Origin of the sequence: Bacillus sp. IS1 (assembly GCF_032461585.1) — a bacterium.
Lineage (GTDB): Bacteria > Bacillota > Bacilli > Bacillales > Bacillaceae > Bacillus > Bacillus velezensis.
The window spans coordinates 1,133,225-1,158,814 of the sequence record NZ_JAWCWR010000001.1; the positions used below are offsets into that span (position 1 = coordinate 1,133,225).

Annotated in this window: 28 protein-coding genes, 1 other RNA gene, 5 pseudogenes and 1 riboswitch; of the genes and pseudogenes, 9 read left to right on the top strand and 25 right to left on the bottom strand. The window is 41.7% G+C overall.

Translation table 11 applies throughout. The features are described 5' to 3' along the window. Positions 1-39: 39 nt before the first annotated feature. Complete coding sequence (locus RUW00_RS05415; protein ID WP_315956539.1) at positions 40-567, top strand: ATP-dependent nuclease; 528 nt, start codon at positions 40-42, stop codon at positions 565-567. On the opposite strand, the pseudogene RUW00_RS05420 reads toward RUW00_RS05415, so the two are convergent. The 3 genes and pseudogenes from RUW00_RS05420 to RUW00_RS05430 form a co-directional block, all read right to left on the bottom strand. After that, positions 525-866: pseudogene (locus RUW00_RS05420) on the bottom strand (Y-family DNA polymerase); the annotation flags it as partial. The gene RUW00_RS05415 and the pseudogene RUW00_RS05420 sit on opposite strands and share 43 nt — an antisense overlap. Next, positions 859-1,191, bottom strand: coding sequence for a YolD-like family protein (locus RUW00_RS05425; RefSeq protein WP_224988058.1), 333 nt, complete (start codon positions 1,189-1,191; stop codon positions 859-861). The gene RUW00_RS05425 and the pseudogene RUW00_RS05420, both read right to left, overlap by 8 nt. 124 nt (positions 1,192-1,315) lie before the next feature. Continuing rightward, the gene (locus tag RUW00_RS05430) at positions 1,316-2,158 is read right to left on the bottom strand and encodes a DUF5677 domain-containing protein (RefSeq protein ID WP_280145261.1); all 843 of its coding nucleotides are present in this window, start codon (positions 2,156-2,158) and stop codon (positions 1,316-1,318) included. A gap of 401 nt (positions 2,159-2,559) precedes the next feature. Here RUW00_RS05430 and RUW00_RS05435 point away from each other — a divergent pair, with 401 nt between their 5' ends. Continuing rightward, positions 2,560-2,649: a putative holin-like toxin gene (locus RUW00_RS05435; protein WP_072692678.1), complete on the top strand. Its 90-nt coding sequence runs from the start codon at positions 2,560-2,562 to the stop codon at positions 2,647-2,649. Between the two features lie 278 nt (positions 2,650-2,927). Here the strand turns inward: RUW00_RS05435 and RUW00_RS05440 are convergent, their stop codons facing one another. Genes RUW00_RS05440 through RUW00_RS05455 form a run of 4 tightly spaced genes read right to left on the bottom strand, consistent with a single transcriptional unit; the run spans position 2,928 to position 6,277 of the window. After that, the gene (locus RUW00_RS05440) at positions 2,928-3,416 is read right to left on the bottom strand and encodes an antitoxin YezG family protein (RefSeq protein WP_280145444.1); all 489 of its coding nucleotides are present in this window, start codon (positions 3,414-3,416) and stop codon (positions 2,928-2,930) included. After that, the gene (locus tag RUW00_RS05445; RefSeq protein ID WP_280145262.1) at positions 3,406-3,894 is read right to left on the bottom strand and encodes an SMI1/KNR4 family protein; all 489 of its coding nucleotides are present in this window, start codon (positions 3,892-3,894) and stop codon (positions 3,406-3,408) included. Before RUW00_RS05445 ends, RUW00_RS05440 begins: the two co-directional genes overlap by 11 nt. A gap of 25 nt (positions 3,895-3,919) precedes the next feature. Continuing rightward, a complete protein-coding gene (locus RUW00_RS05450; RefSeq protein ID WP_280145263.1) occupies positions 3,920-4,378 on the bottom strand; it encodes a YrhA family protein in 459 nt (152 codons plus the stop codon). 12 nt (positions 4,379-4,390) lie between these two features. Next, complete coding sequence (locus tag RUW00_RS05455) at positions 4,391-6,277, bottom strand: T7SS effector LXG polymorphic toxin (RefSeq protein WP_280145264.1); 1,887 nt, start codon at positions 6,275-6,277, stop codon at positions 4,391-4,393. A 413-nt stretch (positions 6,278-6,690) separates the two neighbouring features. On the opposite strand from RUW00_RS05455, the pseudogene RUW00_RS22970 reads away from it, so the two are divergent. The 3 genes and pseudogenes from RUW00_RS22970 to RUW00_RS05465 all read left to right on the top strand — a co-directional run. Next, positions 6,691-7,146 (top strand): annotated as a pseudogene (locus RUW00_RS22970) (thermonuclease family protein); the annotation flags it as partial. A 183-nt stretch (positions 7,147-7,329) separates the two neighbouring features. Next, a pseudogene (locus RUW00_RS22975) lies at positions 7,330-7,434 on the top strand (excalibur calcium-binding domain-containing protein); the annotation flags it as partial. 248 nt (positions 7,435-7,682) lie between these two features. Beyond that, on the top strand, positions 7,683-9,224 hold the full coding sequence (locus RUW00_RS05465; protein ID WP_280145266.1) for a recombinase family protein: 1,542 nt from the start codon (positions 7,683-7,685) through the stop codon (positions 9,222-9,224). Between the two features lie 19 nt (positions 9,225-9,243). Here RUW00_RS05465 and RUW00_RS05470 read toward each other — a convergent pair. From RUW00_RS05470 to RUW00_RS05490, 5 genes and pseudogenes are all read right to left on the bottom strand, one after another. Then, positions 9,244-9,642: pseudogene (locus tag RUW00_RS05470) on the bottom strand (solute carrier family 23 protein); the annotation flags it as partial. Beyond that, entirely contained in the window at positions 9,639-10,223 is a 585-nt protein-coding gene (gene xpt, locus RUW00_RS05475; RefSeq protein WP_003153553.1) for a xanthine phosphoribosyltransferase, read from the bottom strand. The pseudogene RUW00_RS05470 and the gene xpt, both read right to left, overlap by 4 nt. Positions 10,224-10,322: 99 nt before the next feature. Next, a riboswitch (purine riboswitch) is annotated at positions 10,323-10,422 on the bottom strand. Positions 10,423-10,555: 133 nt separating this feature from the next. After that, complete coding sequence (locus tag RUW00_RS05480; RefSeq protein WP_280145267.1) at positions 10,556-12,058, bottom strand: carboxypeptidase M32; 1,503 nt, start codon at positions 12,056-12,058, stop codon at positions 10,556-10,558. Between the two features lie 111 nt (positions 12,059-12,169). Then, on the bottom strand, positions 12,170-14,089 hold the full coding sequence (locus tag RUW00_RS05485) for an ATP-dependent DNA helicase (RefSeq protein ID WP_280145268.1): 1,920 nt from the start codon (positions 14,087-14,089) through the stop codon (positions 12,170-12,172). 103 nt (positions 14,090-14,192) lie between these two features. Next, positions 14,193-14,384 (bottom strand): hypothetical protein, encoded by a 192-nt coding sequence (locus RUW00_RS05490; protein ID WP_100261871.1) that lies wholly within the window; start codon positions 14,382-14,384, stop codon positions 14,193-14,195. 166 nt (positions 14,385-14,550) lie between these two features. Here RUW00_RS05490 and RUW00_RS05495 point away from each other — a divergent pair, with 166 nt between their 5' ends. Next, positions 14,551-14,703, top strand: coding sequence for a YpzG family protein (locus RUW00_RS05495; RefSeq protein WP_003153548.1), 153 nt, complete (start codon positions 14,551-14,553; stop codon positions 14,701-14,703). Between the two features lie 40 nt (positions 14,704-14,743). On the opposite strand, the gene RUW00_RS05500 is transcribed toward RUW00_RS05495, so the two are convergent. From RUW00_RS05500 to RUW00_RS05540, 9 genes and pseudogenes are all read right to left on the bottom strand, one after another. After that, positions 14,744-15,910 carry a THUMP domain-containing class I SAM-dependent RNA methyltransferase gene (locus tag RUW00_RS05500; RefSeq protein WP_014418227.1) on the bottom strand — a complete coding sequence of 389 codons (1,167 nt, stop codon included), beginning with the start codon at positions 15,908-15,910 and terminating at the stop codon, positions 14,744-14,746. A gap of 96 nt (positions 15,911-16,006) precedes the next feature. Continuing rightward, an RNA gene (gene rnpB, locus RUW00_RS05505) (RNase P RNA component class B) lies at positions 16,007-16,388 on the bottom strand. A gap of 55 nt (positions 16,389-16,443) precedes the next feature. Continuing rightward, positions 16,444-16,743 (bottom strand): cell division regulator GpsB, encoded by a 300-nt coding sequence (gene gpsB / locus RUW00_RS05510; RefSeq protein ID WP_003153541.1) that lies wholly within the window; start codon positions 16,741-16,743, stop codon positions 16,444-16,446. A 79-nt stretch (positions 16,744-16,822) separates the two neighbouring features. Next, positions 16,823-17,371, bottom strand: coding sequence for an SLOG family protein (locus RUW00_RS05515; protein ID WP_007409499.1), 549 nt, complete (start codon positions 17,369-17,371; stop codon positions 16,823-16,825). A gap of 88 nt (positions 17,372-17,459) precedes the next feature. Next, on the bottom strand, positions 17,460-17,696 hold the full coding sequence (cotD, locus tag RUW00_RS05520; RefSeq protein ID WP_003153539.1) for a spore coat protein CotD: 237 nt from the start codon (positions 17,694-17,696) through the stop codon (positions 17,460-17,462). Between the two features lie 83 nt (positions 17,697-17,779). Continuing rightward, positions 17,780-17,887: pseudogene (locus tag RUW00_RS05525) on the bottom strand (hypothetical protein); the annotation flags it as partial. 121 nt (positions 17,888-18,008) lie between these two features. Beyond that, positions 18,009-19,247, bottom strand: coding sequence for a ribonuclease H-like domain-containing protein (locus tag RUW00_RS05530; protein ID WP_095272851.1), 1,239 nt, complete (start codon positions 19,245-19,247; stop codon positions 18,009-18,011). A gap of 19 nt (positions 19,248-19,266) precedes the next feature. Continuing rightward, entirely contained in the window at positions 19,267-21,513 is a 2,247-nt protein-coding gene (locus tag RUW00_RS05535; RefSeq protein WP_280145269.1) for a DEAD/DEAH box helicase, read from the bottom strand. A 98-nt stretch (positions 21,514-21,611) separates the two neighbouring features. Beyond that, entirely contained in the window at positions 21,612-22,118 is a 507-nt protein-coding gene (locus tag RUW00_RS05540) for a PTS sugar transporter subunit IIA (protein ID WP_012117833.1), read from the bottom strand. A gap of 138 nt (positions 22,119-22,256) precedes the next feature. Here RUW00_RS05540 and RUW00_RS05545 point away from each other — a divergent pair, with 138 nt between their 5' ends. Then, positions 22,257-22,670 carry an Hsp20/alpha crystallin family protein gene (locus RUW00_RS05545; protein WP_029973660.1) on the top strand — a complete coding sequence of 138 codons (414 nt, stop codon included), beginning with the start codon at positions 22,257-22,259 and terminating at the stop codon, positions 22,668-22,670. A 29-nt stretch (positions 22,671-22,699) separates the two neighbouring features. Here RUW00_RS05545 and RUW00_RS05550 read toward each other — a convergent pair whose 3' ends face one another. Then, positions 22,700-23,167, bottom strand: a complete 468-nt coding sequence (locus RUW00_RS05550) for a YppG family protein (protein WP_280145270.1) — start codon at positions 23,165-23,167, stop codon at positions 22,700-22,702. Between the two features lie 186 nt (positions 23,168-23,353). Between RUW00_RS05550 and RUW00_RS05555 the strand changes: the two genes are divergently transcribed. Then, positions 23,354-23,536 carry a YppF family protein gene (locus RUW00_RS05555; protein WP_003153532.1) on the top strand — a complete coding sequence of 61 codons (183 nt, stop codon included), beginning with the start codon at positions 23,354-23,356 and terminating at the stop codon, positions 23,534-23,536. A gap of 38 nt (positions 23,537-23,574) precedes the next feature. Here RUW00_RS05555 and RUW00_RS05560 read toward each other — a convergent pair whose 3' ends face one another. Together RUW00_RS05560 and RUW00_RS05565 are read right to left on the bottom strand one after the other, a co-directional pair. Next, positions 23,575-23,943 (bottom strand): YppE family protein, encoded by a 369-nt coding sequence (locus RUW00_RS05560; RefSeq protein ID WP_072177164.1) that lies wholly within the window; start codon positions 23,941-23,943, stop codon positions 23,575-23,577. A gap of 45 nt (positions 23,944-23,988) precedes the next feature. Further along, positions 23,989-24,234: a DUF5446 family protein gene (locus RUW00_RS05565; protein WP_280145271.1), complete on the bottom strand. Its 246-nt coding sequence runs from the start codon at positions 24,232-24,234 to the stop codon at positions 23,989-23,991. A gap of 205 nt (positions 24,235-24,439) precedes the next feature. Here RUW00_RS05565 and sspM point away from each other — a divergent pair, with 205 nt between their 5' ends. Then, positions 24,440-24,544, top strand: coding sequence for an acid-soluble spore protein SspM (sspM, locus tag RUW00_RS05570; protein ID WP_003153525.1), 105 nt, complete (start codon positions 24,440-24,442; stop codon positions 24,542-24,544). A gap of 43 nt (positions 24,545-24,587) precedes the next feature. Here the strand turns inward: sspM and RUW00_RS05575 are convergent, their stop codons facing one another. Continuing rightward, positions 24,588-25,550 (bottom strand): DUF2515 domain-containing protein, encoded by a 963-nt coding sequence (locus RUW00_RS05575; protein WP_115940592.1) that lies wholly within the window; start codon positions 25,548-25,550, stop codon positions 24,588-24,590. Positions 25,551-25,590: the final 40 nt, after the last annotated feature.

Genomic DNA, 25,590 nt, shown 5'->3' on the forward strand with positions numbered 1-25,590 from the left:
CAAAACAAATATGTGATTACAATAAACAAGGAGGAAAGTATGTATTTATCTCAAGTTCATATTCAAAATTATAGGAGCTTTAATGATTTTAAAATAAGTTTAAATGAAGGATTGTCCATAATAATAGGCGAAAATAATGTTGGAAAATCAAATTTCTTAGAGAGCCTCAATTTAGTTTTTAATAGAAACTATTCATTAGCTAAAAAGACTTTGCAGCAAGAAGATTTTTGGAGTGGCTTAATCATTGAGGATAAATGGCCAGAGGTTAAAATAGAAATAACACTGAGAGGCATTAAGACAGAAGATGAACTAGCTGTGACTAGTAAGTGGTTAACTAGAAATCCAGAAGAAGCAAAGCTCACTTATAAATTTAGGCCTAAATCAAATATTTCTGCCAAACTTCCAAAAAAGTCTAAGTCCATCAGTGAAATTCAACTTCCATTACACGAGTACGAATGGGTGATTTATGGAGGGGAAATTGAAACAACTGATGCATTTGATTTTAACATGTTAGGTAAGTTTGGGATTGAGTACGTGTGTACACATGTCTCAGGAACGAACCTGTAAAACAATTTAGTGATTTCAGTTGAAACTCTGATGAAAAGTTTCATTTGCGGATTTACTATGTAAATTCTTGGATCATCTGGAATCTCAAATAACCGGGAGCCAGTCTTGATTCCATAATCTTTTTTAAGTGCAGGAGACGCTGCTAAGACAACACTTCCCTGTCTATCCGTGTTTCCGACTACAGCGAGATAACATGTCATTGGATTCAATCCCATTGTTACAGCTGAAACCGAAGCATAAAAGGATTTCATATCTACACAAAGTATATTTTTACGTGGAAACTGTGAGTAATCAATCATTGTAAGCAACTCCTATGATGTCATTCATGGTGATGTATACGGTTTGATCGTGATGATCTTTTACATGTAATTTGTGTTGTTCGTAATTTAGATATTGAACTGTACCGATTAAATCCTCGGCAACTCCTTCTTTAAAGAGTTTAAACTTCAGTTCTTTATTCAGCGCCATTGCTTCAGAAACCAAGATGTCAATCTCCTCAATTTGTTGTTCATCTAAAGACGGTCTCTTTATTTTTGAAACGTCTAACAAATCCTGTTTTAGTTGCGTTAAATGTTCTGGAAGCATCATGGAAGTCCATTTGATTGCTCCTCGATCTCTAAGCATATTGAATCACTCCTTTTTGATCTAATATTAACAGAACAAACGTTCTTTATTCAATATAAACAAGAACAATAGTTCGATGTAATTGTTGGAAATAAAAAACTCCCTTTAAAAAAGGAGCTTCATTTCAAGTGCTGGGACATATTTTTAGGATACTATTAAAAAATTTTGCGCACTCATTAGTATATTCAGGATAAAGTTCTTTAGTAAAAAGAACAATTGTATGCATCAACAGAGCCCTTGCTGAATCTAAATGGAAGTCTATATTAGAGTTAGTTGAATAACATACACTATTAAAATGTGGATTCTCATCTTTTCGCACTGTGGATATATCTCTCAATGCCATATAATTATGTGCATCTATAGAAAGAAAACTATATAAATCTCTTAACAATTTTGGATCTTCACTATTCTTTTCAAGCTCTTCAATAAGTTGGTTAATACTTATTGGTCCACCGAATAAAGAATGCCACTTTGGAATATATCCTCTTTTGTTTCTCTTTTGTAATTTATTGTACTCTTCTAATACCTTTTTGTATTCTTTATTTTGTAATTCGGAACTGAATTTTTGAATAGATTTTCTTAAAAAGTTTTTTTGATCATCTTCCATGATGGGGTTATCCAAATAGCGCTTAGAACTATCTAATTGATGTTTAAGGTAACCAACTTTGTATGCTATTGCTCTAACATTTGAAAGACTGGGCACGTTAGTAATATATTTAATTGCTAAATATGCTTCTATGAGGCCTCTAAAATTCAAATCGGCTGGGGCACGTAATCCATAATCAGAACAAACCCAAATACCATTACTCAATTCAATTGTCTTTCTAAACAAGCTTACAATGACCATGGAATAAGTATCACTGTAATCTTCGCTTTCTTTATATTTTTCGAATAAATCGTCTCCAAACTTAATGACTTCACTTAGTACTTGGTGATTAACCTCATGAGGTAATTTATTAGTACCCAAAACGTTTCCTCCTATGAATGAGTTTTAATGGCAATTATCTATCTAGAAAGTGAGCATGTATAGTTACTTCTAGAATTCACTCACCACGCTACAAAATGTTAAGAATTTTGGATACCAAATAGGAACGCTTGAGTTAACATTGTCACAGATAATCACACCTTTCAGCGTTTTTTATAAGTATATCACCTTTTTCCATTTTTACACATGTTGAATATCGATAATTACTCAATGATTTAATAACTGAATATAGAAAAAGAACCTGCATTAAACAAATTCTTTTCATATTGTCAATATATTGTGAATTTAATACGACAAAGACATTTATGTATAGTATAATGATTCCTGTACATTAAAGCATGCTCACTCAAGGGAGTCTTGCTCATCCCCTACGAAAGGGGGTGATGCTTATGTCAACATTTCAGGCATTAATTTTAATGCTTGCATTTGGGTCATTTATAATCGCCCTGTTGACGTATATAAATAAAAAATAGACCTCCCTTGAGACTGGACTCCTGAAGGGATAGGTCTATCACGAATAACCGCTGAGCAAGCCCTTTGATGGGTAGCTTTTTGTACAGAGCCGGGGTGTTGGTAGCACCCTGGTCTTTTTATTTTATGCATTTCATAAATCAAAATGCACAAAATAATCATATAACTGTATTACCTACACTAATTATAACCACATAGAAATGGCATTTGCAATACTATTGCTTGATGGATTAAACCACTTTCACTTGATTAAACATGTACTCCATTCCAACCTATCTGCTTAGATCGGGTTTTCAGGATAATCAGCTTTATATTTCTCAATTATCCCTTTTAGAGACGCATCGGACGGTTCCTCACCTAGATACTTATGTTTCCAAATGATGTGTTGATCACTGAAGCTATAATCTGTGCTGAACCAATCAGTGTAATCAAAACTGATATTTAATTTGCCTGTTCTTTCAAGGCTTAGCGTAAAAGAATACCATAGTTCTTGATCGTTCTCCTTGAATACTTCTCGTAGCTTCTCACTCAAATCAAACAACTTTCTCTTTTTCTCAGTAAAGTCATCTTCATCAATTGCAAAAATAAAAGGTACTTCTAAGCTATACTTGTAATTTTGTGGATCGTCAGGAGCATTGTAATAAAAACAAGTTCCTCCTCCTGTTTCCGAAACTTGCGCATAAAACCAAAACTTTTCCCATTGCTCGGGGATCATTTCATTAACTATTTCTACAATCTCTTTATATAGATTGTTTAGCTCAGTCTCCATCATATGCATCGCCCAATGTACTAAAATTATCACTTAGCCAATACCAGTGCTGTCCCTTATTATCAAGCAACCGTGGAATTAAATCAGTAAATGAAGTGGCTATTACCTGTGTTTCACCAACAATTCCATGTCGATCAAAAAAGCTGTCGTAACACTTACCTTTACGATCTTCATTTAAATCAATTGTCAGATATTCTCCTTTTCCATCCGTACAAACAATATACCACTCGGATGAAATATCTTCTTCACAAAGTTCCCCAACAATAACGGGATTAGCCAATTTAAACTCAGCTGGTCGTACTATATATATTGGATAATCCGCATTTTCATATAAAACTGCTCCACCGCATTGTTCATAAAATTCACTAACATCTCTTGGTAGTTGATGCTTCTCGTCTATTACTGGGAGACCATCAGCTTCAAACAACCGACAGTCTGATGTAGAAGCAATCTTTTTGATTAACATATCAATACTCATATCCACACCTTTGTATTACTTTTATTTAATTGTCTAAGCTAAATTTCAATGCATCAGCTAGCATGGTGTTAAAATCATCAAATTTGTTCATCAACGTTCCAGAGGGTTTATCAAGCTCCAAATATTCATTCTCAATCACATCTAAGCAATACCAAGCTGTATCTGAATCACCAAAAAACAGGTATTTTTTCTGTTCGTCATTTTCGTGCCATTGTTCATTTGTTTCAATAAAACCATAAACTTCTTCATCATTTTCTTCTTCCAAAAACATTTTATCCAGCCCATAGATTACCAAGCCATTAAAATCTAATCCGTTAACGGTTTGAAGAAATTTTTTATATCCTGAAGGAATTTCATTTATAGGGAACTTGCCTAATACTACTTCATTAAAATTGCTTAATTCTTTGTCTGTAACAGGAGAATTCAATTCATCTCCATACTTTGCTTCAGTTTTTCGAATTTCCTCCAATAAATTCATCCACATAAAACTGCCTCCTTATTTCTCACTTGGATATATTTCACCATTAGGAATAGGCCAATTAATTTCCTTTGTTTCTCCTGGTTTTAAACCTTTTGTTAATGAATTTTGCTCATTAGTTATTGCTTTATGGTAAGGGTCGTTTTTGATCAAGATCAAGTTATCCATATCGTTTGTGCCACCGTCATCTAAAGGAAGCTTATGGTGAACTTGATATCCCTTAGGGTTGAGACCATCTTTCATTCTGGCTATATCTTTATCCGTTAAGCCAGCCTTCTTGAGTTTCTTAACTTTATTAGGATCATTTGATAGACCTTTTAAAAATTGTTTTTTAATAGAACTGTTGAACTTTCTTCTAAGTATGGCTGTATCTTCTGGGCTTCTCTTTGTGTAGCTAATTTTCTTAACTTTAACATCTTTTAAAAGAACCTGTTCACCTTTTAGTGTTCCTATAAAGTCATCGCTACCAGTTGATTTATATAACACACTGTTCTTCTCGTCTATCGCTTCTTTTAATATTGATGTGTTTTTAACATTATGAGTGTTTTCTATATCCTGAAGGATACCTGCATATGCTAATTGACTATTATTTAATGAAAAAGAATTACTGAAGGCTTTCCCTTTATCAATTCCAGTCTTTACGCTTTTAGTAACTGCTTTTTCTCCACCCCTAAAAACCTTATCAACCTTTGAAGCCCCAGTTGCCGCTATCTTACTTGACCCTTTAAGAATAGAGCCCCCACCTTTTAATCCAACAAGACTTCCCACAGCATAAGTAATAAAGTGTGCTCTTGAATAGGCATCACCATTGACCATTTTATCATTCCATGAATCGGATAGATCTTTCCATATAATTTTAGCATAAGATGGTGTTTGAATTATGGCGCCAGTTATTTTTAATAGCTTCTGCTCATCAGAAAGCTGTGAAAATTCCCAAGTACCAACTACCAAGTCTTTGGTACCAACTACCGTATCCTTAACAATATCATATGCCCCTATGCCTACACCTTTTAAAATATCCCAAGTCACTTCTCCGGCTTCTTCCATCTGTTTTGCTTGTTCAAGCTGCATCACATATTGTTGTTGGGAAGGTTCAAGGTTCTCGTAACCGATCTTCTTGGCAATCCCCAAGTATTCATCAGGATCAGTTACTCCATCAGAGAGCTTTTTCTCCAAATCCTTGATTTCCCGCTCTTTCGCTTCTTCCTTCTTAATCGTTAAATATGTGTCTGAGTGTCTTGCAATCTCGCCTTTTTTCTTATGTATGTCACTTTCTCTGTACGCCTCGGCATTATAGTGAAGTGGTGTTGCGTTTTTCCCTTTGCCCGTGGCATTTTGGAGCTGCTGGAAGTCGGCTTGGATGAACTGTTCGTTTGCTTCGGTTTCTGCGTATTCTTTCGTTAGATCATGATCAAGCTTGCCGAGCTTATGTACAGTATCGTCCCGTTTTTTGTCTGCTGAATCCAGCTTTTGATCGACATCCTCTGTAGAGAAAACATCAAGATGAACAATATCACTTATCTCATTAAGAATATCCCTCATTTCATTCCGCTGCTCTTGCATGATGGCTTTTGATTTATTCTTCGCATGAATCAACTCATGTTCTAAAAATGACTCTTCCACAAACGAATCGGCTAATCCGGCATCAGCTACTTTTCCTGAAATACTGTTAAGAAAAGCAATCTTCATATCGATCAGATCAAGCCAGCTGTCTGTAACACCAGCGTGATCTTGGAAGAATGCTTTAATGTTGTCAGCGCCTTTGCCTGAAAACTCACTATCGTCTAAGTCAGCCATTCCCTGAAACGCTTTTCTGAGATTGATAAATTGTTCTCTAATCTGATCGTATTCTTTTGCTCGTTTCTCCGCTGCTGAGATTAACGAGGATGCTTCAAATACTTTCATATCTGTCTCCTTTCCACTTAATTAATCTTTTCTAAATTTTACCATAGTTTTAGGTTCTTCGATTTTCAAAATCAGATGTTTACCTAAAATTAATTTTACAATCTTTGGTTCTATAATTATAATTAGGAAGGTTTGTCCGATATAAAGACAGAATAAACAAATTTGGGGGAATTACATTGAAGAAATGGTTATTAGGTATTGGCGCATTATCTCTAAGCTTTTCTTTGGCTGCATGTGGGTCTGATTCAGCTTCTACAGATAAAACAGATTCAGATAAGGCTAAAACAATGCAGCAAGAAGAAAAGGATACAAAAGAGACAAAGACAGACTCTCAATCAAACGACAAAAGCAATAATGACAAAAATGAAAAAGCCGAAAATGCTTCAAAGAAGGATTCGTCGGATAAAAAGACATCTGAAAATAAGAAAAAACTGGTCGATGTAACGCTTAACAGAACGGTTGACGGAGACACGATTAAAGTTAACTATAAAGGCGAACTCAAAACAGTACGTTATTTACTTGTCGACACACCTGAGACTAAAAAGCCAAACTCTTGCGTACAACCATATGGTGAGGATGCTTCAGCAAGAAACAAACAGCTGGTTAACAAGGGAAAACTTCAACTGGAGTTTGATAAAGGAGATCGTACAGACAAGTATGGCAGATTGCTGGCTTACGTTTATGTGGATGGCAAATCAGTACAAGAAACACTGCTTAAAGAAGGATTAGCACGAGTAGCTTATGTATATGAGCCAAACACGAAGTATTTAGACACGTATAAGAAAGATGAGCAAGCTGCGAAAGATAAAGACTTGAAGATTTGGAGTAAGCATGGATATGCGACTGATAAAGGATTTAATGGCTGCGTAACGAAACCGAAGAAATCAGTAAGTGTATCTAAGCCGGCTCAAAAGTCAGTTACAACACACCAATCCGAGACACATAAATCGAACCCTAGCAATTCAAATTCAAGCAGTTCAGCATCAAGCAGCTCTTCTAACTCTGCACAAGCCTCCCCTTCTGCTGGAGGAACAGAACACTTTGCAAACTGCACAGAGCTGAGAAAGAAATATCCGCACGGTGTACCAAGCACTCACCCTGCCTATACATCTAAAATGGATCGCGATAATGACAATTTTGCATGTGAGAAGAATTAATTATTTTGAAGCCCTCTGAGGCTTCTTTTTTCATTTGGGTATATTCAATCTAAACAAAAAACCACAGAGCGTGTGAGGGACTCTGTGGTTTATAGTGGCTGATTAAACCCCTATGATACATCAATTAGGATACTTTAATTTAGATGAATAAGCAAGTTGATCTAAAATGTTTCGTTAAAATGAGGATTTTATAAAGAAATTCCAATGCACATGATATAATCTAACTACACTTACAATAAGAAGAAAGGATGAAATACTTGGCATTACACGAAAATTCAAGAATAGCAGTTTATTCAAGAAAATCCAGAGAAGACAGAGATTCAGAAGATACACTCGCCAAACATAGAAATGAGCTAGAATATCTCATAAAAAGAGAGAACTTTAAAAATGTTCAGTGGTTTGAGGAAGTTGTCTCAGGTGAGACTATTGATGAACGACCAATGTTCTCAGTGTTGTTGCCCAGAATTGAAAATGGCGAGTTTGACGCAGTTTGTGCTGTAGCAATGGACAGGCTGTCCAGGGGATCACAAATTGACTCCGGGCGTATACTTGAAGCATTTAAGCAGAGTGGGACATTGTTTATTACACCCAAAAAAACCTATGATTTATCAATCGAAGGCGACGAAATGCTTTCTGAGTTTGAATCAATAATTGCTCGAAGTGAATATAGAGCAATAAAACGGAGAACGATTAACGGAAAGAAAAATGCCACAAGAGAAGGCAGACTTCATTCAGGGTCAGTTCCATACGGTTATAAGTGGGACAAGAATATTAAAGCTGCAGTTGTTGTTGAGGAAAAGAAAAAAATATATAGAATGATGATTAAATGGTTCTTAGAAGAGGAACATTCTTGCACAGTAATTGCTGAGATGTTAAACGAACTGAAAGTCCCTTCCCCATCCGGCCGTTCTATTTGGTACGGAGAAGTTGTCTCAGAAATTCTGTCCAACGATTTTCATAGGGGTTATGTATGGTTTGGTAAATACAAGAAAAGCAAAAGCAGCAACAGTATTATTCAAAATAAAAGTTTAGATGAAGTATTGATTGCAAAAGGTCATCATGAAACCATGAAAACTGATGAAGAACATGCCCTAATCCTGAATAGAATAGAAAAACTTAGAACATATAAAGTGGCTGGAAGACGTCTAAATATGAATACCCACAGACTTTCTGGTATTGTTAGATGTCCTTATTGTCATAAAGCACAAGCTATAGAACAACCCAAAGGCAGAAGAAAACACGTTAGAAAGTGTTTACGAAAATCTGCTGAAAGAACAAGAGAATGCGAACAAACAAAAGGAATTCATGAAGAAGTATTGTTCCAGTCGATTATGAAGGAAATAAAAAAATACAATGAAGCTCTCTTCTCCCCCACTGAGCAAGATGTTAACGATGACTCTTACACAACTCAGCTTATTGGTTTAAGAGAGAAAGCTGTTAAAAAGGCAAAAGGAAGAATAGAACGCATAAAAGAAATGTACTTAGATGGAGACATCAGTAAAACAGAGTATAAAGAAAAGCTGAAAATTTCACAAGAAACACTTCAAAAAGCTGAAAATGACTTAGCAGAATTAATTGCATCTACTGAGTTTCAAAATGCTCTTAGCGCTGAGACAAAAAAAGAAAAATGGAGTCATCATAAAGTGCAGGAGATGATTGAGTCTACTGACGGGATGTCTGACTCTGAAATAAACTTAATACTAAAGATGCTCATAAGTCATGTAACGTATACGGTCGAGGATTTGGGAGATGGTACGAAGAATTTGAATATCAAGGTCTACTATAACTAGATTTTTGTCGTACTCAATCCATAATTCTTACGACAGATCCGGTCACGACAGGCGGGAAAAACGATACGAGCTTACCGAAGAAAAACGACAGCAGAATGACAAGCAGACCCGATGCCAAAATGCTTCCATAAATGGCTGAAATCCCGTACTCCTTACCGATGGAAATAATCGGCGCTACCGCGGTGAACGTACAGCCGAGCACAACGGGCAAGCCGATGCCGAAAAATTTATTCCTCCATACTTGAAGCAGCGTAGCCGCCCCGCACATAAAAATGTCAATTGATACGAGATATGTCAGCTGTTCTGCGTTCAGTCCCAATGCCGCTCCTACAATTAAAGGAACGACGACGGCGCCGGCATACATGGCAAGCACATGTTGGATACCGAGGGAAAGTGTTTTGGCATAGCCGTTTTTCATGAACGGACCTCCTGTACAAATGTCACTTTTCCGTCTTCAAGCGATTGAATTCTCGCCAGCGATTCGACCCGGCATCCTTTTTTCACCAGCTCATCTCTTCCCGGCTGAAATGACTTTTCAATGACGATTCCGATCCCGCAAACCGCTGCGCCTGCTTGTTTTACGATGGATAAAAGCCCTTCTGCCGCCTGTCCGTTCGCTAAAAAGTCGTCAATGATTAACACGCGGTCTTCTTTCGACAGATGATTTCCGGAGATTGCAATCTGACTTTCTGTTTTTTTCGTGAAAGAATAGACGGATGCCGTCAGCAGATCATCCGTTAATGTGAGAGACTTCCTTTTTCTCGCAAAGATGACGGGAACGCCGAGTTCAAGGCCGGCCATCACCGCAGGGGCAATGCCCGAAGATTCAATTGTGACGATTTTGGTTATCTCGTCTTTTTCAAAACGGCGCGCAAATTCCCGGCCGATCTGCTGCATGAGAACCGGATCAATTTGATGGTTTAAAAAAGAATCCACTTTCAGCACTTGATCAGAAAGAACAATTCCGTCTTCTGCTATTTTTCGTTTTAATGCTTCCACAATGATTACCCCCGCTTATAAAAAATAAAAAAAGCATTGCCCGCTCTCAATAAAAAGAGCAAGCAATGCCGAATGATCTACACGCAACGACCGAATAAAGCCGTTCCATTGCTCACTCATAGTCGGACATTTACGGTGACCGGTAGAAACTTGCGTGCCATATCCACGCGATTATATGAGTGTTCGTATGATATTAATCAAATTATAACAAGATACACTTCTTTTGCATAGTGAAATTTGAATATTTCCGAACTTTTACAAAGAATTAGTTTTCGATTATTCGTCTTTTTAGAATTTTTAGAAAAACACCCGGTGTATACCGGGTGTTTCGTTTATAAATATAAATTTGAATATTTACCGACGAGATACTCAATGAGATATTGAACGTTCAGCTCTTCTCCCGTTGCATCTTTTATGATGTCAAGCGGCATTTTGCGTCTTCCGTGCTGATGAACCTTTTCTGTCAGCCATTGTTTGATCGGCTCAAAATCGCCCCGTTCTATTAATTGATCAAATTCAGGCAGATCGTCAAGCATGGTATGCTTCAGCTGTGCCGCATACATATATCCGAGCGCATAGGAAGGGAAATAGCCGAAATCGCCGCCCGCCCAATGTACGTCCTGCAAAATGCCTTTTGCGTCAGATGGCGGTGTAATGCCTAAATAATCATGATATTTTTGATTCCACAATGCAGGCAGTTCTTCCACTGTCACTTCATTACTGAAGATCGCTTTTTCAATTTCATAACGGATAATAATATGAAGCGGATATGTCAGCTCATCGGCTTCAATTCGGATAAAGGTCGGTTTCGCCTCGTTGACAGCGCGTACAAAATCTTCTCTTTTCACATCTTGAAATTGATCAGGCGAAGCCTCAACCATTTTTTCATAATAGGCGGTCCAGAAATGTTGATTTCTGGCGATAAAGTTTTCATAAAATAACGATTGGGATTCATGAATTCCCATGGATGCACCGTCAGATAAGTTCGTTCCGCTCAGCGCTTCGTCAATATTCTGCTCGTAGATCGCATGCCCGCATTCATGAATCGTTCCGAAAATTGCCGTGCGGAAATCGTTTTCGTCATATCTGGTCGTCACCCGCACATCGCCCCGGTTGATTGTCGTCGCAAACGGATGCACCGTCTCGTCTAGGCGGCCGCCGTCAAAATCATACCCGAACTCTTTTAAGAAATACAAGGAGAGGTCTCTTTGTTGTTCTTTCGGAAACGTTTTCGTTATAAAGGAAGTGTCCGGTTTATTGCCGGATGCCGTCACTTTTTTGATAAGCGGAATGATCGCTTCCTTCAATTCAGAAAACAGCTGATCCAGCACCTTTACCGTAACACCCGGTTCGAAAATATCGAGCAATGCGTTGTACGGATGATCTTCATAGCCCCAATACGAAATAAACCGCTTATTAAAATTAATCAGCTTCTCAAGGTACGGAGCAAACATAGAGAAATCAGAGGCAGCCTTTGCATCCTCCCAAGCCGTTTCAGCTTTCGATGTTAAAATGACATATTCTTTATACTCATCTTCAGGAATTTTTTTATTATGATCATAATCTTTTTTCGCAAGTTCCGCCGCTTTCACTGTATCTTCAGAGAGCTCTTCTGCATGCGCGAGAAGGATGTCGATCAGCTCTTTCATCCGGTCGGATGTCTGGATTTGAAAAACGTCAGCCGACAGCTGTCCGATGCTTTCCGCCCGGTCATCAGAGCCTTTTTTCGGGGCTCCCGTTCTTAAGTCCCAATGCATAAGTGCAATGGCTTCGACATAGTGGGATACTCTTTTTAACAGATCAAAAAACTCTTTTTCATATGTATGTAAATCCATATCCGTTCCCCTCCCTTTTCACTATCAATTACAGGCTAATGGAATGCCGTGATAAAGTCAACTTCCCGGATCTAAAAAAGCCGCAGGATAAGAATCCTGCAGCTTTTGTTTTTATACGATTTTCGGTGTAACAGGCAAGATCTTTTTGACTTCGGACAGGACCCGTTCACTTTCTCCGCCCGCATAAATGGATATGGTTCCGCTGTCCTGATTAGAACGGATAAGGCGGCCGATTCCCTGCCTGACTCTCAAGAGCATGTACGGCAGATCAACTTCCTCAAACGGATCTTTTTTCGCTCCGTTCCGCTTTGCGGTGAACACGGGGTCATGAGGCGGATACGGCAACGCCCAAATGGTCACATTCCGGAGCGAGTCACCGGGAATGTCAAGACCTTCCCATAAGTGGACGGAACAAAGCACGGATTCTTCATCCCGCTGGAATTTTTCGACCAGACTGCTGATCTCTTCGTCACCTTCGTAGTATATCGGATACGGCAGCTCCCACGCGGCAGCCTGTTCTTTAAATTCCTTCATGTCTTCAAAGGAAGGGAAAAGAACGAGGGTGCGTCCTTCATTCTCCTTAATGGTTTCAATCGTTTCGGCTGTTTTCTGCTCAGACGTCATGTCACCGTGAAGCGCAACAGACATTTGCTCCTCGTAATCGTACGGAGATTCAACGGTGAATGATAAAGGATCACGGATTCCGAGGCTGTCAGCGATATAATCAAACGAACCGCCCTCAGAAAGAGTGGCCGATGAGAAGATATAAGGAATCTTTTTAGAAAAGACCTTTTCTCCCAAAACTTCGGCTACAGTTCTCGGCATAACGACAAACGTTGAGTCTGTATCCCGCGTTTCAAGCCAGCTGATGGCATCCTTTTGATACAGCGACAGCGAATATGCCATTTGTTCGACGTATTCTTCTACAACTGACAGCTCGTACTTATCAATCGTATACATTTCCGATTCAAATACGAGCGCCTCGCCGATTTTATCGAGCAGACTGCACAGTTCGTCAGCCGCACGCTTAACACGCTGGTCGTTTTGGATGTCCAATCGGTGAGAGCCGGCGATTTCCTTCGATTCCTCTGACAGCACATAGAAAAACTCATCGTTTGCGGCAAGGGCATCTTCAATCAGTTCGGCGAATTCCTCTCTGATGTCATTTTGAAGCAGACGCTCTAAAAACAGCTCGAGCGTCGACTGCTTCACACGATAGGTTAACGCTTTTTGCGCGGCGAATTCCAGCAGATGTCCTTCATCAAACACGACGGCGCTGTGATCCGGCAAAAGCGGCAGCTGTCCTTCCCTTTTGCGTGATTCTTCCGTCCATACATGCTCCATGTAGAAATCATGGGAGCAAACAATCAGATCCGTTGATTTTCTGTAATGATCTCTTGAAAGTGTTAAACCGCATCTATGTCTCATATCACAAGTTAAACAATCTTGGAAAGAATCATAGCTGACGCCTGCCCACTCTTCATTCGTCAAATCAGCGTACTGTTTGCGGTCGCCGTACGGATAAAAGCGCTGCATCGCTTGTGATTCGTGTACGAATGAAGGCAGCGACTCATAAAGATCCAGCCACTTTTCATCATCAGAACGCTGCATTGTTTTCTCAAGCTTTTTCAGACACAGATACTGCTCATGGGATTTGGACAGCCGTGTATCAATCTGCAGATCCAAATGTTCTGTCAGCTTGGAAATGTCGCCTTCTTTTTTAACAAGCTGTTCAATTAACGTTTCATCGGCGCATGCGATAATGGCCGGTTTACCCGTATATCTGGCATAGCTGATGGCAAACAGCAGATACACCAGCGTTTTCCCCGTACCGACTCCTGCCTCAGCGAACATGACCTTTTTCTCTTTAAATGCCCGTTCAAGCTGAAACGCCATAAATACCTGCTCATCCCGAAGGTCAAAGCCTTTCTCGGGAAGGATATCGTAAAACACGTCACCAATCCAATTGTTCAATTCTTCGTAAAAATTCTTTTCTTTTGTTAAAGCAAAAGGCAAACGTGATGTTGTCACCCAACTCCAACCCCTAACTATTCGGCATTCAGACCATCTATAATATCATTTAACCCTCTTCAATACAACAAAAAAACTTGGCCTCGCCAAGTTTTTGTCATGATCATTTCCGGTTAATGATATGTGTACATAGGAACGGATGGTCTGTTGAATGTGTATGTTTTACCGCATTTTCAAGTTCTTCCTGTGCGTGTGTCATGGCGGAAGGACCGAACTCCGATCCGGCTTCCTCCAGCCGGAAAGCAGTTGCGTCTAACGCCTTTTGTATTTTACTGAAGTGCTCGCTGTTCAGCATAAAATAAGATCACCTCTCAAATAGAAATAATCATCATTCTATGCCGATGCTTCACTTTCTATACATGCCATTCTGAATGATCCGCACCTGACCTGCACAAACTACAACAGATATTCGATCGAATATCCATCTTGACAAATTTATTCTACCCGGGAGTGATGGTTACATGAGTTATAAAGATCGATTAGATCAGCATTCTGAATTGTTTCATCACAATTGGACGCGGCCGAAACGCTCTAAATCACAAGTGAACGGCCACACCGAAATGTCCCAGACCAACATTATTTTACGGAGCAACGCAAAAGCGCACCGCTGGTAATGGCAGAATAAAACGTAAAGATGCCGGAGAAGACGCTGTTTCAGGCGTCTTCTCTTTGTTGCGGCTTTTTCCGCTGCGGCCGCACTTTAGCCCAGTACTGATAATAATCCGTTTTGATAAAACCGTTAAAGAGCTTCCGTTTTTTGGTTGCTTTTCTCCCGTAGGCCTCTTCAAATTGTTCATTTGACGTTAACATGTAGACAGACCATGTATCAAGAAATTCAAATGCCCGGCCCATTTCTTTATACATCTGCTCGACTTCTCTTTTTTCGCCGAGACGTTCGCCGTACGGAGGGTTTCCGACGATTACGCCGAATTCGAGTTTTGTCGTAAAATCCTGCACCCGCATTTGCTTGCATTCGATCAGGTCACCAAGTCCCGCTTCTTCTGCGTTTTCTTTGGCGATGTTTACCATCCGGTGATCCACGTCACTGGCAAAAATCTGCAGCGGCTGATCATAGTTCGCCTTTTCTTCCACTTCAAGACGCGCCTTGTCCCACAGTTCTTTTCCGATCCATTCCCAGTCTTCTGAAACAAAATCACGGTTAAAACCGGGAGCAATGTTTTGTCCGATTAAAGCGGCTTCAATGGCGATCGTGCCGGAACCGCAGAACGGATCGACGAACGGACGGTCAGGCGTCCAGTTGGTTAACTGAATTAACGCGGCAGCGAGCGTCTCTTTAATCGGAGCTCCTCCCTGATCAACCCTGTATCCCCGTTTGTGAAGGCCTGTTCCTGATGAATCCAGTGTAAGTACGGCTTTATCTTTTAAAAGGGAAATCTCCACCTTATACTCGGGTCCCGTTTCTTCAATCCATTCATTTTGTTTTCCTGATTGCAGTTTCAGCTTTTCCGCTATCGCCTTTTTGACGATCCGCTGGCAGTCAGGCACACTGGCAAGCACTGATTTCACGGATTTTCCGATAACGGGGAACTTTGCGTTTTCCGGAATGTACGCGCGCCAGTCAATCGCTTTTGTTTTTTCAAACAGCTCATCAAACGTTTTCGCCTGAAACTCGGCGACCTGTACTTTGATGCGGTCAGCCGTCCGCAGCCATAAGTTAGCGCGGCAGATCGCAAGCGCATCTCCTTCAAAAATGACTTTTCCGTTGTCTACTTTGCATTCATAACCTAAATCACGCACTTCTTTGGCGACGATCGCTTCAATTCCCATCGGCGCCGTCGCTATTAGTGTGTACTTCTTCATCGTATCACCCTGTCTCTTTTAAGCTTTCGTTTCATTCAAGATAAAAGCTCCCCTTTTAAGGAGAGCTCTAATTTGTCATATCAATAATGTTTAACGTTCTGTAAGCCATGTTTTGTTCCGTCGTACTGCAATCGGCTCATCACCTCGTACTCAGGCGGCAATCATCTATCTACAGAAAGTATTCTGTCCTTCTATCTGTTCAGTTCCTTCAAGAAGGTTCCCCTACCAAAATTTGGGTTTCTCGCTCGAGGGGTTTACCGCGTTCCACTCTCACCATTTCTGATGAGACTTCGTCACTGTGGCACTTTCAAGGATACTCAGCCATATCCGGAGACGTAGGCTTTTTTCCTGCCGTCAGCCTATCAAGGCTGCCCTAGCTTATTTCTTCGCTAGGCACGAACACTACGGGCATCTCAGCACCGTGCGAGCATGGACTTTCCTCTACAGATTCAAAGATCTGCAGCGATTACCCGAACGTTAAGAACACTTGTTCATTATAAAGCAACTTGTCTCATTTGACAAGTGCATCTGCCTTATTCGTCATAAAGTTTGCTGCCGAATACATGTTTCTCAAGGTTGGACAGCCTTTTCAGAATGTCAAAGTTGGTCGTATTGGACTGCACCGGCTGTTTTTTACTTGCTTCTTCAAGCTGTTTTTTCAGCTGCAGATTTTCCTGCTGCAGTTCTTCAATTTCTTGATGAAAGGTTTCATAATCCTTAATAATCATATCTAAAAATTTGTCAACGTCTTCTTGTCTGTAACCTCTAACGCCTGTTTTAAATTCTTTTTCCAAAATGTCTTTCGCAGAAAGCTTTACTTTATCAGCAAGCATCTTTTTCACCTCATATCGTGAATCATCATGTTATATTTTATTCAGAAACACGTCCCGTTGTCAAATATTCTCTGACGTGTTATGTAAAGAAATCTTCTTCTTCAACGGCGGCACGGAGATCATCCATTGTAATCGAATAAATCGGATATCCGTCTGTTTCACGGCGTTTTTCTGCCTGCTGCAGCATATATTTCGGCGATCCTTCCATTTCAGGATCATATAAAAGCAAAAGCGCATCTGACTTTTCAATAAAGAACGCGTTTTTCTGCCGGAATTGAAGCGGACTTTCGTACGGCCGATGCGTCAGGCTCTCCTCATAATCTGCCTGAGCAAGCACCGCTTCATACATTTCTTTATTCGGCTCCTTCCACTTTTCCTCCTGGCCGTAGAAAGGCGTGATAACGGCAACCTTTAATTCCGGATACTCTTCTCTGAGATCGTACGCCGTTTCTGCCGCCCAAAGCTCAGTCCCCAGCTGTCCTGATATGAGAATCCATTCCAAGCCTTCGTCAATAAAGCTTCTGAGTCTGGTTTCTATCGCCTTTTTTATATAAACAAGCGCCCGGTCATCCTGTTTAAAAATCCCGAGTTCAAACGGCTTGTATCCTGTTACGGCTAATACTTTCAATTGATCACCTGCTTAAAAAATGGGGCTCCCCATCGGGCCCCATTTTGATTTGCTGATATCCTAACCGATCTTGCTTAAGCGTTCAATACTAATGATCGCAGCAAGGGCTTCCGCACTGAAAATGCTGGTGAGTTGTCGGGTCAACATTTGAAAAAGTGTGCGGATAGTAATGAACGTGCTCAAAGTTGTGGTGATTTACGTTAGTTGTATGTTGCGGATGAATATGCGGCACAACCGTGTTAGAAAAGCAATGGTGTTCACAGCAATGAGTCGGATGGACAATCGGCGGCATCACGTTTGGTCTGCAACAATGATGATGAAACATGCTAAATCCCCTCTCCATTAACTTTTATTACACTGTTAGGTTATGAAGAAAAGAGGGTGCATGTTCTAATTCAATCACCCAATTTAAAAGTGCGTCAGCAAGCTGTCTTTAAAATTCGAAAATACAAACGCAATCAAAAAAACCACGACAAAGAACAAGTAAAAAACACCTTTATACATACCAACTCTCCCCTATAAATAACTAACGCTATTTTACAAGATGCGGCACCATTCTACAACAAAATCGATGCGGATTCAGAAAAAAATATTTTTGGCGAAACAGCTCGGCTTTTGCGCTTTCCCGGGCAATATTTCAAGAGGAATATTTCCTCTTGAGCCGGGCAATTCTCACATGGAGCTTCTCGGCTTCTTTTTCCGATATTTCCCCGTCTTCTGCCGCCTGCTGCGCGGCCTGCAGAGCTTTTTTGTAATCTTTTGCGTGATGCTCAAAATAGATCGCCAGCTCTACCGCTGATTGGTGTCTGCATATGTGAAGATCAGAGCCCGTCAGTTTCTCCCAAAGGGGCACGGCGTCTTGCCTGCGGTTTTGTTTTTTATAAAGCATTGCTAAGTCAAAAAGGGCCCGATCTGAATCTTCAAAGGCTTTGCCTTGCAGCGCTTCCAGCTGTGAAACAGCCCGATCGGTTTCTTTATGAGCGATAAACCATTTCGCCATGGCGTATGCTTCCTGACGTTCTGACGTCTGATCAGAAGATGCAAAAATCTTTTTTGACATATGGATGTAAAGAGCGATGAGAGAAAGCACATCTTGTTCATTATGCGAGAGCACTCCCTTTAAAAGAGCCGGGTCCTCCGCCTTTAAAAATTGAAAATACAGCATCGGCGCCAAATAACCAGGGGTGTCTTCGTCCCTTTTAAAAGCAAGCTCTTCATTTTCAACCGCCGAAAGCGATACACGCTCTAATTTATGTTTCCAAAGCCGTCTCGCTCCGTGCAGAAGATCAAAGTGTCCGAAGTCAGGAAGTTTCGGAAGCCTGTCCCGCAGCAATGTATGCCTAGTTTTTACCTGCGGCCAGTCAAAGGCTTTTCCGTTATACGTAACAAGAGACGTAATGTCAACCTCACTTAAAAAGCTTTTGTAAAGAGCCGCCTCGTTTCCCGGTTTAGGAAGCAGATGCTGTTTAACCGCGACACGGTCTTCATACACTCTTGCATGACCGAGCAAAAAGATCATATTGCCGGCCCCGCCGCCGAGGCCGGTCGTTTCAGTATCAAAGAAGAACAGCTGGCTTTTTTCGTATCCTTCTGCTGATAAAGTATGTGTCAAACCGCCTTTATTCCATAATGCCATGACGTCATCAAGTTCACTGAAGCTGTACCGTCCGTGACGGTGCGAAAGCGGATAGACGGTTTCGCGGATAAGACAGTATTCATCCTCAAAAAAGAAAGGCTTCACTCCGAATGCCTCCCATTCTTCTCTAAATGGGACTTGAATATCCGGGACCGAAAGTTGTGAAGCTGCCGGCTTTTTTTCAGCTTCCGGCACATTCAGGTGGTTTTTCATCCGCTTTAATTTATTTTTCAAGGACATCTTTCGTCCCCCTTTTCTTTTACACGTAATTCAAGAGCCGGAGTATCGCTTTCTTTGCATCTATTCCTTCTATTTCGGAGCCGATGCAGGAAGGACATCCGTCTTGACATGGACATTGTCTGATCAGGCGCTCAGCCCCTTCATTGATTTCATCAAATCGCTTATATACTTCATCAGCTAGTCCGATTCCGCCCGGATAATGATCATACAGAAAGATTGTCGGAAGTCCGGTATGTGCGGCTTTGATTTGCGGCACGACATGCACGTCATTTCGGTCGCACATGACGTATACAGGCACGATATGCTGCAGGACGTGGGCAATGCCTAAAAGCAGCTGTTCAAGCGTTTTTTCGCCGATCTCCGAATCCGTCTCTTTCAATTCAAGCCAGGCAGCACTGGTATGCAGTTCTTCTTCTGGAAGATGAATCGGCCCTGATCCTATATTTTCAAATGTCGTCATTTTAATTTTTTTAAATATTGTCGGAAGTGCGTTCACGGTTACATCGCCGAAATGTAAGGCCGTTTTCTTTCTGCTGTCCGTTCTGTCAATGTCCAGCACTTTCAGCTGCACCGCTAAATTGGCATCTGTATAATATTCGACATCGACCTTTCGCACGTACGCTTTTTTATGATCCCAATCAAGCTTTTCAACCTGGTACTGCACCCCTTCATGAAGATAAATCGCTTCATCATGAAGAAGCGTCATCGCGCTGAAACGGTCCATTTCTCCGATGATTTTTACATCAGCCGTCTCTGACCGGTCAACGATGACCACGTTTTCCTGTGACGCCGAACGGAGACTGATGTTGGAGGCGGGAAAAGATTCGCTCGCCCAGTGATAGCGTTCGCGGTTTTCGTGAAGCACCCCTTCTTCTTCTAAATACTCGAGAATGTCTCTTGCATCATTTTCTCCGAATGTTTCATCGGCTCTGAAAGGCAGCTCATACGCAGCGCATTTCAGGTGATCGACCAATATAATGAGATTATCAGGATTAATCCTTGCAGATTCAGGCGAGCGTTTAAAGAAATAATCAGGATGGCGCACAATATATTGATCAATCGGATCAGAATTCGCCACCATCACGATAAGCGCCTCACCCTGCCGGCGCCCGGCCCGGCCCGCCTGCTGCCATGCGCTCGCGACACTGCCCGGGTACCCCGTCATCACGCAGACCTGAAGCTGGCCGATATCAACGCCAAGCTCCAGCGCGTTTGTGCTGACAACCCCGAGAATGCTGCCGTCTCTTAACCCCCGCTCTATTTCTCTTCTTTCTTTCGGAAGATATCCGCCGCGATAACCTCTGACAGACTTCGCGCCGATTTCCTTTTTTACGATCTCCTGAATGTGGCTTAAAATAATTTCAACCCGGACACGGCTTCTTGCAAAAACAATCGTCTGGATCTTATTTTTCAAAAAAGTTTTGGCAAGTTCGTTCACTTCCACGGTGGCGCTTTTTCGAATATGCAGCGGTTTATTTATAATCGGAGGATTGTAAAAAGCAAAGTGCTTTCTTCCGGCCGGGGCGCCGTTGTCGTCAATCAGGCGCACTGATTTTCCCGTCAGCTGCTCCGCCAACTCCCTCGGATTGGCGATTGTGGCGGATGTGCAGATAAATGACGGCTTGCTTCCGTAAAAAGCGCAGATTCTCATTAAACGGCGGATGACGTTCGCCACATGGCTGCCGAATACGCCGCGGTACGTATGTAATTCATCAATGACGATATATTTCAGGTTTTCAAACAGACTCACCCATTTTGTATGGTGGGGAAGAATGGCTGAGTGAAGCATATCGGGATTTGTGATCACAATATGCCCGGCCTTTCTGACTTTCTGCCTGATGGCCGGAGACGTATCTCCGTCATAGGTGAAGCTTTTAATGTCCATGCCCGTCTCGTCTATGATTTCGTTCAGCTCGCTTTTTTGATCCTGTGCGAGCGCCTTTGTCGGAAATAAATAAAGCGCGCGGCTTGAGGCATCTTCCGCGATAGACTGAAGAACCGGAAGATTATAGCACAGTGTTTTTCCGGAGGCCGTCGGTGTGACAGCCACAATGCTTTCTCCGTTTTGAACCGTCTGAAAAGCGGAGTATTGATGTGTAAAGAGCCGCTCGATCCCCCTCTTTTCGAGAGCCGCCCGAATTTTTGGATCTACTTGCTCCGGCATCGGCATGGTTTTCGCCTCCCGCGGTTCCTCTTCATGCCAATGCACAATATTTTCATGTTTTTTTAATTCCTGTATCAGTTCGCTCAGTAATTTTTTCTTCATCGTTCACACCTCTTTATGAGGTACAGTTTACCGAATATTTGTTTGCCTGGCTAGATGAAAATCCTGCACAAGAAAAAAAGCAGGGAATCAGCCCCTGCCTACTTCATTTTTATCGTAAAAAGCTCTGTTTGTCCTTTTTTCGCTTCATTTGCGCCTGCAAATTGCAAAGGTTCTGCGGCATCGCCATTCATAATCACCATAGGGATGACGGTGCTGCTTGCTTTTTCTTTTATTAAATCCAGCCGGCACGTTAAAAGCAGATCACCTGTTTTCACTTTGTCGCCTTCTTTTACATGCGCTTCAAAGCCTTCGCCGTTCATATTGACGGTATCCAAACCGACATGTATCAAAAGTTCCGCTCCGGAAAGGGTGCGGATGCCGACAGCATGTTTTGTATGAAACAGCTGAATCACTTCACCCTCAACCGGTGAAACAATGTCTCCGTTTGCAGGCTCGACGGCGATCCCGTCCCCCATCATTTTTTGTGAAAATACAGGATCCGGCACTGAAGCCAAATCCATCACCGCTCCGTCAGCCGGAGAAAAAATCACTTCTTCGGCCGGCTTTTTCCGGCTGTCTCCCAATCCGAATAATTTTTTCAGCAATGTGTTGTGCTCCCCTTCCTAAATGTGAATCCGTTACCAGTTTATTCTCCACTATTTAACCATACTTTCTTTTTTCCTTCAATTCTTAACCATACGGCATAACATCGCATAGTCTGTTTGTAAAAAGGCGGTGGTCATATGGATCAATCACAAAACGATAAACTTGATCCGCAAAGAAATGAGGACATCATCAGCCATGCGATGGACCAATTTTTTCACTCAGGTCCCTTCGCAGAATTGATGCAGGGTTTTCAGCACCTTGTCAATTCGGCTTTTACTGAAGCGCAAGTGACGATTGACGTCAGAGAAGAGCCGACGGGCCTCGCGGTTGATATCAGCGTTCCCGAGACGTTCCGTGACGGGGATATGCTGGTGGAAACGAAAGGGTGCTACCTTCACGTTACAATCCGCTACGATCATAAACAGGCTCATTCATCCCGTGTGTCTTCAAGCATGACAAGAACCGTTGTCCTCCCGTATAAGGTGAGTGAAGAAGATATGGAAACATCCTGGAATGAACAGACGCTTACCCTCTTTTTCCCTAAAAAATAAGCATGAATGATGGATATCATTCATGCTTTTTATTTGAAGATACTGGTGAAGCCTTTCACCAGCGATCCGACCTGATTTACGGCGCTTACCATCTGCCCCGTTGTATCTATCATTTTATTAAAGTCAAACTGTCCGTTCGTTTTTTTAAACTGGGAGAGTATGCCTGAGAATTGGGAAGACTGCTGCTGATTCGGTCTGGGAACAGGGTAAGGATTCACAAACCCCGGTTGCCCCCCGGGCATGGCTGCCTGAGGAGGAGGGGGAGCAAACGGCTGCTGCATATGACCGTATTCCTGATTCGGATAAAATTGCTGCGGGTACTGCCCTTGCTGTTGATATGGCGGCGGCTGCAATGGCTGTATCTGCTGCGGATACGGCGGCTGTAATGACTGTATCTGCTGCGGACTCGGCTGCTGTAATGGCTGTATCTGCTGCGGGTAGAAATATCCCGCCGGCTGCTGGTACATATTTTGATAGGGCTGCGCTCTCCATTGCATATGACATTCCCCCTTGTCTCTCACTAAGTTTCTGCTATATATGTATGAATTCCGCCGTGGTTATGTGCTTTCGGTGATTCTGATCTTTGTCAAATGCTGTCGAAAGTCTTAATTTTTTAAAAACAGAAAAAAGTCGAATCGTTATGTTACCATAATCTCAACATACATGAGAGGGGATGCACCATTATGAACGTATCATACTTAAGAAAGCGTTTTGCTGAAGTGAAAAAATATGAAACAGATTGTGCAGATAAACTGATGGACTTTGCAAAATTCCTCTATATTCAAGGCCATCTCACCGCAACCGAATTTCGAAACAGTATGAAGGTTCTCGAAGCAAGTGGAGCAGAAAACCCGGCGTATGAATAACATACCCGACCCCTTTATATAAAAGAAGGCAGCCGTTTTCAGCTGCCTTCTTTTTCAATTTCATCCCTTAATATACGAAGCGTATATAAAACAGATTCAGTTAAATCCCTGTATCTTTTTTTATGAATATGATGAACATATGATTGGAGCATCAGCTCTCCGAAATTTTCTGTAACGGCCTGAATTTGTGCGTGATGAACGTATTTCGGACGGTTTTCCTGAATAAACGCAAGCGCTTTTTCTGTCCAAAGCGCGCAAAGCCGGTCTCTTTTTTCAACATCGGGTTTAATAATCTCAAAAAAATCATATGAACGGCCTGACTCTTTTCCATCCTGATACCTTTTTTCGGCTTCCAGAACCGCCTCTATCATTTGTTCTGTCAGCTCCAATAACGACTGTGTCTGCAAACGGACTCACCTCAGTACATATGGTACCAAAGTTTTTGCATAAAATCAGCTGATCCGGCATGCTCTCGGCAAATCCTTTTTACGCCGGTCAGCCAAAAACAGGTCATCAATACAAACATGAAGCTCCCGCGCCTCCTCCTCAAGGCGGGAAAGTTTCTCCTGTCTGATTTCTTCAGCTTCCGCCTGACAGGATCTGACTGCTTGGGAAAGCGTTTTTTCAGCAGCAGAAATCCGGATTTCAATATCAGAAAGCAGACGGAGAATATCAGCCTTGCTCGTGTAAACAGACATTCATGTTCCTCCCTTTTATCACTTGCGTCTCTTTAGAATATAATTCTCGTTTTCATACCGCTCTCCTTTGCACATGACAAAACTAGAAGCAGTTCGGCAAACAAACAGAGATTATCCTAAAAGGCGTGCCTTTCGACAAAAAAGTGCCGCAAACTTTGTATGAACCGGCACGTTAATGCAAACGATACAGTTGAGGAGGTGCCGTATGAAAACGAGACCGAAAAATGCAGGTAAACAGCAAAAAACCGAAGCAAAAACGACTGATACGCTTGATAAAAAATTAGGCGGCCCAAACCGCCCTTCCACGTAACACATCAGCAGCCCGAAACCCCAGCGAACGGTTTCGGGCTTTTTCATTTCTTCAGCCACTCTTTCACCGCGAAGAGCGCATGGAGCTCCCGTCTTTTTTGGAAGTACCAGTCCGTCAGTTCAAGCTGTTTCGGCATTTCCTCCTGTAAGAAAGCCCCTTTTCTTAACCTTTTTTGAAACCAATCCGCCCTTTCGCCGTCTAATGGGTGGGCAACAATAGGATAGGTTGTCCTCAGCATCGGTGATGTTCTTTTTTTGATGCCGATCATTTTCTCCATATCAAAGCGCGAACCGGTATGAGGAACGGTATCAAGAAAACGGTAAAAAGAAGCGTGCAGATCAGGGCTGAACAGAAGACGGGCCAGCTGTTTTCCGAGCGTAATTCTTTCTTCGGTTTTCGAAAACCGTTTGACGGAAATTCCGTATAAATGTCCGTCAAATGAAGGGAATATCACCGTATTAAAGTGAAACCAATCACTTAAATAAAAAGGAATCGTGCCAAAAACATTCTTTTTAAACGAAGGATTTTGTATAATAGGTGCTTGGATAGTGTTTTGTTCATTTATAATAAGAGCATACATGAGCCGTTCCGTATCTCCGTCACGCCAAAAGCGGAACCATTCTTCCTGCATAAAAGCCGAGACGCGGAAATGAGGAAGATGACGGAAAAGAGGTTCGCCGATTTGTTTTGACCACTGGTAGACCAGAAGCTGAGGATAGGCATCAGAAAAAATCAGCCAATTCGCCCTTTCATACGAAAGGAAAAACCAGTTTTTCTGACTGCTGTCAAGGCCCTCCTGATAAAGGACGCCTCTTAAATCAGTCATCGACCAGCCCGCATTGCGGGACACAAAGGATGCCAAAAGCGGCCACTTGATCTCAGGATGGCGGTCATAATATGCTTTATAGGCATTCGTCCGGGAAATATTATCAGCATTTTTTATTTTGGTCTCTTTTTCGATCAGGCGAAGAATGGCGGTTACGGTCTGTCGTTTATGCACGTTCATTCACTTCCGTCACTATTAGTTTGATAAGGAGGATGGAAAA